11 protein-coding genes and 1 pseudogene are annotated in these 12,407 nt (G+C 34.6%); 4 read left to right on the plus strand and 8 right to left on the minus strand.

The genetic code is table 11. The features are described 5' to 3' along the window. Nucleotides 1-107: 107 nt before the first annotated feature. The 8 genes and pseudogenes from BBG48_RS08780 to BBG48_RS08810 form a co-directional block, all read right to left on the minus strand. Nucleotides 108-2,132, minus strand: coding sequence for a 5'-nucleotidase C-terminal domain-containing protein (locus tag BBG48_RS08780; RefSeq protein ID WP_068913952.1), 2,025 nt, complete (start codon nt 2,130-2,132; stop codon nt 108-110). Between the two features lie 345 nt (nt 2,133-2,477). Then, nucleotides 2,478-3,047 (minus strand): M20 metallopeptidase family protein, encoded by a 570-nt coding sequence (locus BBG48_RS08785; RefSeq protein WP_068913951.1) that lies wholly within the window; start codon nt 3,045-3,047, stop codon nt 2,478-2,480. A 12-nt stretch (nt 3,048-3,059) separates the two neighbouring features. Continuing rightward, complete coding sequence (locus tag BBG48_RS08790) at nt 3,060-4,463, minus strand: YfcC family protein (RefSeq protein WP_068913950.1); 1,404 nt, start codon at nt 4,461-4,463, stop codon at nt 3,060-3,062. A gap of 143 nt (nt 4,464-4,606) precedes the next feature. Next, nucleotides 4,607-5,638, minus strand: a complete 1,032-nt coding sequence (locus tag BBG48_RS08795) for an L-serine ammonia-lyase, iron-sulfur-dependent, subunit alpha (RefSeq protein WP_094754490.1) — start codon at nt 5,636-5,638, stop codon at nt 4,607-4,609. Between the two features lie 4 nt (nt 5,639-5,642). Further along, complete coding sequence (locus BBG48_RS08800) at nt 5,643-5,942, minus strand: hypothetical protein (RefSeq protein WP_147292844.1); 300 nt, start codon at nt 5,940-5,942, stop codon at nt 5,643-5,645. 117 nt (nt 5,943-6,059) lie between these two features. Further along, nucleotides 6,060-6,521 (minus strand): AAA-type ATPase lid domain-containing protein, encoded by a 462-nt coding sequence (locus BBG48_RS08805; RefSeq protein WP_456297793.1) that lies wholly within the window; start codon nt 6,519-6,521, stop codon nt 6,060-6,062. Further along, nucleotides 6,495-6,638 (minus strand): annotated as a pseudogene (locus tag BBG48_RS11660) (sigma 54-interacting transcriptional regulator); the annotation flags it as partial. The pseudogene BBG48_RS11660 and the gene BBG48_RS08805, both read right to left, overlap by 27 nt. Before the next feature lie 140 nt (nt 6,639-6,778). Next, a complete protein-coding gene (locus BBG48_RS08810; protein WP_068913948.1) occupies nt 6,779-7,270 on the minus strand; it encodes a DUF4368 domain-containing protein in 492 nt (163 codons plus the stop codon). Nucleotides 7,271-7,650: 380 nt separating this feature from the next. Here BBG48_RS08810 and BBG48_RS08815 point away from each other — a divergent pair, with 380 nt between their 5' ends. The 4 genes from BBG48_RS08815 to BBG48_RS08830 all read left to right on the plus strand — a co-directional run. Continuing rightward, nucleotides 7,651-7,863 carry a helix-turn-helix domain-containing protein gene (locus BBG48_RS08815; protein ID WP_068913947.1) on the plus strand — a complete coding sequence of 71 codons (213 nt, stop codon included), beginning with the start codon at nt 7,651-7,653 and terminating at the stop codon, nt 7,861-7,863. Nucleotides 7,864-7,976: 113 nt separating this feature from the next. After that, nucleotides 7,977-10,730, plus strand: coding sequence for a type I restriction endonuclease subunit R (locus BBG48_RS08820; protein ID WP_068913946.1), 2,754 nt, complete (start codon nt 7,977-7,979; stop codon nt 10,728-10,730). A 4-nt stretch (nt 10,731-10,734) separates the two neighbouring features. Further along, nucleotides 10,735-12,159, plus strand: a complete 1,425-nt coding sequence (locus BBG48_RS08825) for a type I restriction-modification system subunit M (protein ID WP_068913945.1) — start codon at nt 10,735-10,737, stop codon at nt 12,157-12,159. Continuing rightward, nucleotides 12,156-12,407, plus strand: a 252-nt coding sequence (locus tag BBG48_RS08830) for a hypothetical protein (RefSeq protein WP_330410370.1), incomplete at its 3' end; no start/stop codon positions are given. The genes BBG48_RS08825 and BBG48_RS08830, both read left to right, overlap by 4 nt.

Below are 12,407 nucleotides of genomic sequence, written 5' to 3' on the forward strand. Positions count from 1 at the left end.
CAAATTTCAATTTTTTATGATATTTAATTTTAAAAATAAAAATCCCCTCTTTGAAATAAATCAAATAAGGGGATTTTCATTTTTTAAGTTAATTTATTGCAATAAAATTATTTACTTGGCATCGCTAATTTTTGTCCCGCATATATTAAAGCCGGATTTTTAATTATTGATTTATTTAAATCATATATTTCAGTCCATCTTAATGAATTGCCATATTTTTTACCTGCTATTTTAAATAGATTGTCCCCAGGTAAAACAATGTAGTAAGCTACATCATTATCAGTTGTAGATACTTCTACTTGTTGCTTATCTGTATTCATATCTTTTTTAGGTTCCTCAGCTTTTTGTACTGGTGCTGGTGTTTCTTCTTTTTTAATATCTTCTTTTTTAACCTCTTGAGTTTGTTCAGATAAGTTTACTATTGTCATGTAGCCTTTACCGTTAATGTCGCCATATTTTTCTGCAGTGATAGTTGGTAAATTGTCGTGATCTGCATTTTTTTCAAAAGACTGTGCATAATTTGCAAGAGCAAGATAATCTTCCATTACATAGTCTTTTACAAGTTCAGCTTTGCTAAACATATTAAATCCATCGCCCATATCTCTAAGTGTATAGTTAGTGCCTGCAAGATTGTATGTTGCGTTTAAATCTAGTGGTTTGTATTCGCCTGTCTTTTTGTCTAATACTTTTACATCTTTTACTCTATAAGGCTTTGTCTTATCTGAGCCTGTCCATAATTTTGCTGTATCTTGAGTAACATTTGCAGGTACAGAGGCATCTATTGTAAATGTAAGACCTGCTGTGTGTAAAAATCCTCCATTTTCACCTTTACCAACGTCTTTTGCTCCCCATTCCAAAGCGTCAAGTATTGTCTGTCCATCTACTTTAATTAAGCAAAGTACATTTCCAAATGTGTGAACTGCTTTTAATGTCTTGTAGCTTACTTCACCTTTTGGCATATTTGCTCTGATGCCTCCGCCATTCATTATAGCTAAGTCTACCGGTAAATTTTCTGTTTTGTCAAATAAATAATAAATCGCATCTGCACAAAAATCACCTAGGTTTGTTTCTTGTTTTCTAATAAGTCTTGTCTTTGTAGCCGGGTCTGTGATATACATATCCGCCTCAGAATATGCAATGACTTTTCCAAGCTTTGACTCTACATCTTTTTTAAGCTTGTCTACTAATGCTTTTACAGTTGCATCACTATTTTTGTATTCTTTAATTAATTTTGTAGCGATTTTTCCGTCTTTAGAAATATTTAATTGTCCGATATTTTTTAAATAAGAACCTGTTTGTGTTAGTAAAACTTCGTTGCCTGCTTTATCCGCTACCATTTTACCCTCTACTGTAGAGTGAGAGTGTCCGTCTATGAAAGCATTTAATCCAGTAGTATTTTTAATTACATCTTCACTTGTCCAAGGTGCTGAAGATGGGTCAACTCCTAAGTGTCCAAGAGCTATTACAAAGTCTGCTCCGTCTTTTTTAGCTGCATCTATTGCCACTTGAGCAGTTTCATATAAGTCTTTTCCGGTATTATCCTCTTTAAATGTGTAAATAAATTTTCCATTTTCGTCCATAAAATATTTTGGTGTACTTTTTATAAAGGTTTCAGGAGTAGAAATACCTACAAATGCAACCTTTGCTCCGTTTAATTCAAATATTTTATAAGAATTAAGTACAGCTTTATTATCTTTTAATGAAATAAAATTGCATGATACATAAGGAAATTTTGCCTCTTTAAATATTTCTAAAGCTCTGCTCATGCCATAGTCAAATTCATGGTTGCCTATTGTTGCCACGTCATATCCAGTAGCATTCATTATCTCAATAATCTGTTTGCCTTGGTCAAGTCCGCCAAAAGCAGTACCTTGCACATGGTCACCTGCATCTACAAGTACGACAGCTTTTTTGTTGTCTTGGAATTCTTTTTTCATCGCTGCCACATTGTCGTAAGAAAGAAGTGGCTCTTTCTTGTCCTTGTCATAATTATCAATGTAAGTATGTACGTCATTTGTGTAAATAACCGTTACATCGTCTGTAGGGTTTGCCGCAAAGGAAATCCCTGCTAACGTTGCAGATAACCCTAAAGCCATCCCAAATGTCAATGTCTTTTTGAATAGTCTGTTCATAAATCCTCCTTTAAAGTAATGTTTCTTAATTTAAATAAGATATTTTATTTTGAGCTTTTTCAAATATTATTATACCTTGTAATCGTTATATATTCAATTAGAAATTGTAATATATATGTTCTTAGTTATATTATAAACTCCTTGCCAGTATCAATTTACATTAATATTGGCAAGAATAGAATAAAAAAGCAAATTAGTCTAATAGTTAACCAACTTAACCCTTAGATAAACCTGCTCTTTTTAGTATTAATAAATATTATTTTACCATATGCATTGATTTTATCTAAACACTATTTTTTAAAATATCATATAACCTTTTTATAACTTTTATAAATCATATTACCGTTATAAGATTTCAAAGGTATCTGCTGACGCCATTATATGTCCTGTCCTCAACGCAGCCTTGCCACTTTCTATGGCTGCCCAAATATGCAGCGCTATAATTCTATCTAGATTTTTTATAGACTCTACTTCTGATAAATATTTTGCACCTGAGTCTTGTATATATTCTTCCGCCGGCTGAAATATTATTTTTATTTCTCCGTTTAACTTGTCTTTCATTGCATTTAATACTTTTGCTGTAGCTAATAATATACAAATGTGTGCATCATGTCCACAAGCGTGCATTACTCCATCATTTTTTGACGAAAATGCAACTCCACTTTGCTCTTTAATCGGCAGTGCATCAATATCAGCTCTTATACCTAGTCTCTTCCCTTGTTTTGAACCTTTTATAGTTCCTATAACTCCAGTTTCTTTTACAATTTCGTATTCTATATCCATTTTATCCAGTTCTTGTCTTATTCTTTTTGACGTTTCAAATTCTTGCCACGAAAGCTCCGGATTTTCATGAAAAAATCTTCTTTGCTCAATCACATAGTCTTTTATTCCATTCGTAATTATATTAGTACTCATCGTTTTCCACCTCTAAAATGGTCCGTAATTTATCTTGACAGCAATCATAAGCGCTGCAAAACAAACAACAAACATAATTACCATCAATTTCCAAATAAATTTGTACCACCTATTTAACGGTATTTCTGCAATAGTTAAAAACATTAATAATGTACCACTTGTAAACCATAATACATTTGTTAAGCCATCCCCTATTTGAAAGGCTAAAATCATTGTTTGCCTAGTCATACCAACTAAATCTGCCAACGGTATAAGTATAGGCATTAGGGCAGTAGCCTTTGCTGAACCTGATGTAATTAATCCATTAAATAGAGTTATTATAAATACTACTACTATTGGCGTAGTGTATTGACCTAATTGTGCAAGTGGTGATGAAAGGAAATTTATAATTGGATCGATAACCTTTCCGCTAGTAAGCATCCATTGAATGGCTCTTGCTAATCCTATTACTAGTGCAGGTCCTAGCCCATCTTTTGCTCCTGCAATAAAGCCATTAATGACTTCATTTATATTCATAGAGCATATGACTCCTCCTGCAATACCTAAAAAGAAAAATGCAGCTCCCAAGTCATTCATAGACCAGCCTAGTCTAGATACTCCAACTATTGATAAAATAAAAGTAAGCAAAAACACAAACAAAGCTACTTTTTGTTTACCTGACATACGTTCTTCTAAAAACTTACTATAATCTATCCTAAACTTAGAATCATCTATACCTTTCATATAGGAAGTATTCGGATTTGCTTTAACTTTTTTAGCGTAGTTCAACACATAAAATATTATCAATATATCTATTATAATCAGTAAAACAAGCCTAAATCCAAATCCGGAAAACATCGGTAACTGTGCTACTTCATGTGAAATACCTACTGTGTATACACTAGATGGAGAAACTGAGAAGCTAATCATATCAATCATAGCTGAGCATGCCACTCCCACCATTACGTCATATCCCATAGCCAAGCACAATGAGATTATTACCGGAATAAATGGTACAATCTGTTCATTCCACCCCAAAAATCCACCGATGCAACCAAAAGCTATCATTATTAATATAAGTATTGTCTGACTACCCAATCTCTTAGATTGTCTAAGTAAGCTTGCCATAAGTTTGTCTATAGACTGTGTCCTTTTGTATATTTCAACACAACCGGAAACCATCATAACGACAAACATCATAGCTGCCGATGCAGTAAGTCCATTAGGTACTGATTGAAATATTGACCATGGTGCCAAATAAGTCTTTGGTGTAGAGTGAAAAGAATTAGCTATGACTGTAGTTTTTCCATTAATTTCTTCTCTAGCAAACTCACCTGATGGAACTATTATAGTCAATACATAACAAAATAATATTACAAAAAATATTATAACAAACGCATTAAATTGTATTTTTTTCTTTTTCGATTTTTCTTCCATTTCGTATCACTATTCCTTTCAAGATTTATACTAAATTACTTTGAAAATTGTAGCATACATATTAAAAAGAAATTTATGCTACTACCTTATGCAAAAATTTTTATAATAAAAACTAATACTACATTTTCTTATTTAAATTAGTATTAGATTATCTCAAGCATCAAATCATCAACCTTGTCAAATGCCCCATGAGATAGTTTACCGATATTTTTAATTGTATATTCTATAGTTTCTGCCATAATACCGACATTTTTCTCAGAAATTACCCCATTTACAGCCAAGTATGCTGACACAATCGACTCCTCAGCACTCGTGGATAATTTCATAGAGCAAGACTCCTTTGCTCCGTCACAAATCACACCTGTCAAATTAGCAAAAATATTTGAACAAGCGCCGGCTATTTGTTCATCATCACCTCCTATCATCCATGTTATCCCTGCTGTAGCTCCTATAGCTGCACCTATTGCACAACCACAAATTCCGGATAACTTTCCTGAATACTCTTTAACATATCTATTGATTGCATGAGAAAAAAATAAAGCTTTTGACAGTCTTTCGTCGCTTATGTTTTCTTGCTTTGCAACTATTGCAATTGGTAAAATCACTCCTATACCTTGATTGCCTGAACCCCCACTGGTCATTATAGGACAGTCTCCTCCCGACATTCTTAAATCTGCCGCCGCAGCTGTCATTATCCTAGCTTTGGTTATGTAATTATCTGGTAAAACACCTTTTTCTTTTAATGAATTAAGTGTCTTTTCTAAATTAGACCCATACCCATTTAGTCCCTCTTTTGCAGCCTTTTTATTTACTGATATCCCTTCTAAAGTAAATTTTGTTTTTTCAGGCTCTGCATCTTGTATTATTTGCCTAAGCTGCTTAAAGGATAAGTCTTTTATATCAAATTTTTTCTCTTTTTCCGACTCTTCTTCCTCCATTGTTTGCCTCAAATGTTTGATGTTTAAATTCTGCACCTCCTTGTTCCTCAATTCCAGTTCATTGTTTTCTTTTGAATTGTAAACTTGTTGTCCATTTATAACTACACTTTTAATATTTGTATGTGAGTCTGATAAAATGGTTTCAACCTCATCTCTGTCAGTTTTTATCTTGATTTTCACATATACACTTGGACTGTTATCAGTGTATGAGACCTCTACTATACCTTTAGAAATCATATCTTTAGCTTTTTCTTATGATTTGTGTATCAACTTTTGAAAAAACTTTAAATCCATCATTCGTTTTTTCTATTATACCACCTATTACAACTGCTAAATCAATACCACTTGTTGCTGTATTTGGTATTTTGACAGATTTTGCATTTTTATAAAAATCTTTGCTAAGCTGTACAGAAATTTTTTTTATTTCAGATTTATCAATGTATGACGCACACACATTAGTGCAATATGCAATAGCAACAGGTTCAGTACAGCCTAGTGCCTCTTTTGAATCTTGCTTTACTATCTCAATTAACTTGCTCAATACATTATCTATTTTAAACACCTCTTTTACATATAATAATTTTAAAAAACATTTTCCTTATAATAAAATTATACTCCTGTAAAAATCTACAGAAGTATAATTTTTGAGACTGAATTCTCATTTTTGAGATTTTGTTTGAGTGAGCTTTCTATACAACGTTGCCCTAGATATTTTTAATTTATCTGCTATGATTTGCTTGCTTTCATTGGTTTCTCCATATTTAGATAATAGGTCATTTATTATTCCATTTTCATAATCTTTTACCATCTCATCCAAAGATTTGTCACGCTCTTGCTTGACTGTTATTCTCTGTCTTATTTCATACTCACTTATATAACCTTTGTCTTTAAAATTTGACACATACTCAACTACGTTTTCCAGCTCTCTTATGTTGCCCGGCCATGAATATTTTTTCATAAACTCAATTGCACTTTTTTCAAACCCTGCTATTTTTTTGCCAAACCTTTTATTGCTTTTGTCAAGAAAATAATTTGAAAGTAACTCTATATCTGAGCTCCTATCTCTTAATGGAGGCAAGCCTAATGGTACTATGCTCAGTCTATAGTACAATTCGTCCAAAAATGTACCTTCTTTTACCATCTTTTTCAACTCTTTTTTCGTAGAGCATATGATTTTTAAATTTAGACTTATCGGTTTTAATCCACCTACTCTATAAATTTTTCCATCTTTTAAAAATGCTAAAAGTTTATTTTATAAGTATAATGTCATTCCACCAATCCCATCTAAAAAAATGTTCCATGATTTGCTGACTACGCATAAGGAAGTTTTTGAAATGTAGATGGAGTAACACTTTCGGGGTGTTACTCCGTTTGCGTTTATGCTGATATTTGCTTGTATTCAGCGGGATTGTCCTTAACTGTCTGTATAAGTTTTTGAAGTTCCGCCTCGTCCGTCTTTTGAAATAACCCGATTGCTGTAAAGGTAATATCCACTTTTACGGAATCGTGAGAATGCTTCTTTTCGTGATTATGGATTTCTATGCGTTTGATTAGCTTGTTTACAATCGTGTGGGTAAGCTCCTTGACCTCGGTAAACTCCATCAAGCCCTGATACAAGGTTTTCATATCCACCGTTTTTTTCTCAGCGTCACGAAGTTCTTTCTCACAATTGGATATAAGCACTTCCAATTCCTTTTGCTCTTTTTCGTGTGCAGCAGCCATTTTGGAATACCTGTCATCAGGAAGCTTGCCGATTACATTATCTTCATAAATACGAATGAAATGCTTATCTAAATCTGCAATACGTTTTTTACTGTTTTCGAGAGTTTGCGTTAATCCGTGAACTCTCTTTTGCTGTAAGGGTGCCAAAATACACACCCAAAATAACCACAAACTCAAAAAAATTTCTCTCACTTGTTTGAACTGTGAGAGGAAAAAGTCAGGGTATTTTTCTAAAACTTTTCAATTTTTTTGCGTAAAATAAAAAAAGATTCCCGAAAAAACATCTCGAAAACCTAAATTCTTACGCTATTATGTTTTATCTTGGCGAGCAGACCATTTGGATAGACAAATCCAAACGGTAGTGGTTAGGGACATCCTAAAACCTGTAATAAAAACACATAAATCGCTGTTTGCTGTATCGCAACTACTAAATAAAATGATGGTATTGCTCGATTATCATTGAAATTTTTAGATTTTATTATATAATATACTTGTGTAGTTATTATTAAATCTTTAAGAGGTAGATTATGACTGTGAGTTATAAAAAGTTGTGGAAGTTATTAATTGACCACGATATGAAGAAGAAGGACCTTGCTAAAGCTGCTGGCATTAGCAATTACACAGTTACAAAAATGAGCAAAGGCGAAAATGTGACGGTAGATATTTTAGGTAAAATTTGTTTGGCGTTAAATTGTAATATAGATGACATTATGGAATTCCTTCCTGATGACACAAAATAAAGTTTAATTAAAATCAGAAAAGCCTACATAGAGTTTGTAAAATTAGTATTTACTATTAACTTCCGATAATTTTAATTATCAGGAAGCAAGACTTTTACAGGAGGATAACAGATATGTTACCTGAAGAAAAAGCAAGAATAAAAATAGACAAGCAATTAACTGATGCAGGATGGGATATTGTCGCTCGTGACGAGTATATTCCATTTAATGCTTCTGCGGTTAAAGAAGCTTTAATGCAAGGAAATAAAGAAAGTGACTATCTTCTCTTTGTTGATGACAAAGCGATTGCTGTTGTTGAAGCAAAAGCTGAGGATAATTTTCTCGGATATATTGTTGCACAACAAGCTGAATGGTATTCTAAAAATCCGCAAGGGTGGGTTGGTTTGTGGTTTCCAAATCAGATTCCCTTTGTATATCTCGCAAATGGTAATAAGATTTATTTTAAAAATATGCTTGAGTCCGACAGCGAATATGTTGAACTTTCGCAAATGCACTCACCGAAAAAGATGCTACAAATGCTTGGTAAAAAATCCGAATATGGTGCGTTGCCGAGAATTGAGAAAAAAGGACTTCGTGACTGCCAGTATGATGCTGAAGTAAAACTTGAAGCATCGTTGAAAGCCGGCAGGAAAAAGGCTCTTGCTATTCTTGCAACAGGTTCAGGTAAAACATATCTTGCTTGTCTTGCGTCCTACCGTCTGTTGAACTATACGCCTACCAAGCGTGTACTTTTCCTTGTTGACAGAAATAATCTTGCTCGACAGACAGAAACAGAATTCAGTTTGTTCGACCGCACCGAAAAACAAAAACCGATGAACGAACTTTACCAAATTAATCGCCTTACAAAACCCGAAAATATTCAGGGCGATATCATTATATCTACAATACAAAAATTATTTGCGGTACTTACAGGACAAACTATAACGGAAGATGACGAAGATAAAGAAGACGAAAAATTGGGCTTGAAAGATGTTATCAAAAACGAGCCTGATATAGTTCTTGGCGAGGATTTAAAATTACCTCCGGATTACTTCCAATTTATCATTGTTGATGAATGTCATCGTTCAATTTACGGCAAATGGAAAGCAGTTCTTGATTACTTTAAGGACGCAAAAGTTCTTGGTTTAACTGCAACACCTACTCCCGAAGCATATGCGTATTTTAATAAAAACATTGTTGAAGAATACACATACGAAGATTCCGTTGTTGACGGTGTTAATGTTCCTGCACGAGTTTACAGAATAATTACCGACGCAACGGTTCACGGCGGCACAATCAATAAAGGCGAAACAGTTACGGATGTTAATCGTTCCGGTGAAATGGTTGATGAATACGAGGCAAAGAAACGCATTGACTATGCGCCAAACCAGCTTGACCGCTCTGTTATCAATCCTAATCAGATGGAGTCCGTCTTGAAATCCTATATGGAGTCAATTTATACCGACTTATATCCGGAAAGAGAAGAAAATTGGAACTATATTCCTAAAACGCTCATCTTTGCAAAAGATGATAATCACGCAACAAAAATCGTTGAGATTGCCAAAAAGGTGTTTGCTGAAAAATTTCCAAGTGGAAAAGTGCCGGACAACTTTGTGCAAAAAATTACATATTCCGCAGGCGATTCCAATGCCCTTATTCGTGAATTGCGAACGGAAAAGGATTTTAGAATAGCAGTTACGGTTACACTTGTTGCAACAGGTACGGATGTAAAGCCTTTGGAAGTTGTTCTTTTTATGAATGATGTAAAATCGGAGGTTTTATATACGCAGATGAAAGGAAGAGGTTGCAGAACACTTAACGAAGATAAATTAAGAGAAGTTACTCCGAATGCAGATAACAAAAATTGTTTCTACATTGTTGACGCAGTGGGTGTAACGGAATCTGATAAGCATATTCCGCAACCTGGCAAAGGCGGAGAACCACGACCTAAAATACTTCGTTTATACCAGCTTTTGGAAAGATTGTCACACGGCGAGGTTTCTGATGAAAATCTCGCTCTGCTTCGTGATTATTGTGCAACAATACAAAAACGATATGAGGACAATCCTCTTTTCGAAAGACATTTGAATATGTTTATTTCCGATTATGGCTTTTCACCAAGAGGATTAGCAAATAATATAAACCAATCGCTTTCACAGAATTTGCTACCTCCTTATGAGAATATTTCGGATGAAAATTTTGCTCGTAAAAACTTGATTTTCTGTTTGATGAGTAATTTATCAGCACGAAAAAAACTTCTTGAAATGCTTCGGGGTTATTATGTCGTAACTCCCGAAAAAGAAGACGAGGTAATTTATAAAGGTTTCTCTAAAGAAACAGCAAAAAGCTTTATTGCTAACTTTGAGCAATATTTGAATGATAATGCAGATAAGATTGAAGCCCTCCGAATTATCTATAATTCCGAAGATACTGTAATTACATATTCAATGCTTACGGAGTTGCAGGACAAATTGATTGCTGAAAACGGACAATTCACGCCGTATTACATTTGGAAAAACTATAAAATTCTCGATAATGACGGTAATGTTGAAGAATTGGATACAAAGCAAAACATCAAGGCACTTACTCACCTTATTCAACTTGTTCGCTTTGCGTATCACAAAAGCAATAAACTTGTAAGCCTTATTAAAGGCTATTCCCAAAGATTTAGCCTTTATTGCGGACAGGCTCAGCGTGAACTTACAGACGACCAAAAAGAAATTATGAAACAGATAGCTGATTACATTATTGAGGAAGGTGCAATAAGCATAAAAGAATTGAATGCTTTTGATACAGACCTATGGCGTAAAGGAATAAAAAACTTTGGCGCACCTGTTCTATCGAAAGAAATTATTACACTTGCAAAATTTATTTTAAAGGCGGCATAATACTATGGCAGATATTCAAAAAAGCGAAGCAACACTGGTAAAAAAAGTATGGGACATTGCAAATGTTCTTGCGGCTGCCGGTGTTGGATTTACAGACTATATCACTCAACTTACATACATTCTTTTTCTCAAAATGGATGCGGAAAAGGAAGAATTAGGTCTTGGCAGCTCTATCCCCGATGGATATAAGTGGAAAGATATTGTTGAACTTAATGGAGATGACCTTATTGACAAGTATGAAGAAGTATTGAAAGAACTTTCAAAAGATGATGGGCTTATCGGTACTATCTTTACGAAAGCATCTAACAAAATCAACAGCCCTGTTCATCTTGCAAAAGTGTTCCAAATGGTTGGCAATGAAAACTGGTATATGATGGAGGGCGATTTCAAGGGTGCAATTTATGAATCAATCCTTGAAAAAAATGGTCAGGATAAAAAAAGCGGTGCCGGACAGTACTTTACACCTCGTGCGCTTATCAAAGCAATGGTTGATGTAATTGACCCTAAAATCACTGAAACGGTTGCTGACCCGGCTTGCGGAACTGGTGGATTCCTTCTTGCTGCCTTTGACCATATGAAACCCCAAAGCAGGGATTTGTCAAAGCAGAACTTTTTAAAAAACAATGCATTGTTTGGTGCAGATAATACAGCACTTGTTGTTACCCTTGCATCAATGAATTTATATTTACACGATATTGGAACAGAAAAGAGTCCTATCGTTTGTCAGGATTCATTGCTTGATACATCGGACAGAATGTTTGATGTAATTCTTGCAAATCCACCTTTCGGCACAAGACCACAAGGCAGCGTAGCAGTTGACAGTGCAAGACCGGAGTTTATAAAAACATCGGATAATCAGGTCAATTTCCTACAACATATAATGTCGATTGTTAAAACCGGCGGACGAGTTGCTGTGGTTCTTCCCGATAATGTACTTACTGACGGAAATGCTACTGCAAAGGTTCGTGAAAAATTATTAGCAGACTTTAATCTTCACACCATTCTCAGATTGCCGACAGGTATTTTCTACGCTGGTGGTGTTAAGACAAACGTGCTTTTCTTTGAAAAGGGCGAAAAAACAAGAGATATTTGGGTTTATGATTATAGAACCGGTATAAAACACACAATGGCAACAAAGCCTATGACTCGTGCAGACCTTGATGATTTTGTTAGTTGCTATTGTTCGGGTCATTTGGAAGACAGAAAAGAAACTTATTCAGAAGAAAACCCCAATGGTAGATGGAGAAAATTCAGCGAAGAAGAAGTTTACTCCCGTGACCAATTAAAACTTGATTTCAAATGGATAGATTTAACCGAAAAAGATGACCGCACGATTACAGAGCTTCTCTCTGAAATGCAGAAAAAAGCAACTGCAATCGGTGATGCCGTATCAAAACTCCAAGAAATTCTCGGAGGAATTGACTTATGATTGATACAAAAGCGTTAAGAGAAAAAGTGCTTGACCTTGCCATTCGTGGTAAACTTGTGCCACAAGACCCGAATGATGAGCCTGCTTCTGTTTTGCTCAAAAAAATCCGTGAGCAAAAAAAGCAAATGGTTAAAGACGGCGAGCTCAAAGCAAAGGATATTAAAAACGATACAATCATCTTTAAGGGTGATGATAATTTACATTATGAGCAGTTTGCGGACGCAACGGTGAAATGTATTGAGGATGAG

Origin of the sequence: Criibacterium bergeronii (genome assembly GCF_001693775.2) — a bacterium.
GTDB classification, from domain to species: Bacteria; Bacillota; Clostridia; order Peptostreptococcales; family Filifactoraceae; genus Peptoanaerobacter; species Peptoanaerobacter bergeronii.

Excerpts from the sequence above, each read along its gene's own strand:
- BBG48_RS08790 (WP_068913950.1), bottom strand. The coding sequence starts at position 4,463 with ATGGAAGAAAAATCGAAAAAGAAAAAAATACAATTTAATGCGTTTGTT.
- BBG48_RS08780 (WP_068913952.1), bottom strand. The coding sequence starts at position 2,132 with ATGAACAGACTATTCAAAAAGACATTGACATTTGGGATGGCTTTAGGG.
- BBG48_RS08795 (WP_094754490.1), bottom strand. The coding sequence starts at position 5,638 with ATGATTTCTAAAGGTATAGTAGAGGTCTCATACACTGATAACAGTCCA.
- BBG48_RS08785 (WP_068913951.1), bottom strand. The coding sequence starts at position 3,047 with ATGAGTACTAATATAATTACGAATGGAATAAAAGACTATGTGATTGAG.
- BBG48_RS08825 (WP_068913945.1), top strand. The coding sequence starts at position 10,735 with ATGGCAGATATTCAAAAAAGCGAAGCAACACTGGTAAAAAAAGTATGG.
- BBG48_RS08815 (WP_068913947.1), top strand. The coding sequence starts at position 7,651 with ATGACTGTGAGTTATAAAAAGTTGTGGAAGTTATTAATTGACCACGAT.
- BBG48_RS08820 (WP_068913946.1), top strand. The coding sequence starts at position 7,977 with ATGTTACCTGAAGAAAAAGCAAGAATAAAAATAGACAAGCAATTAACT.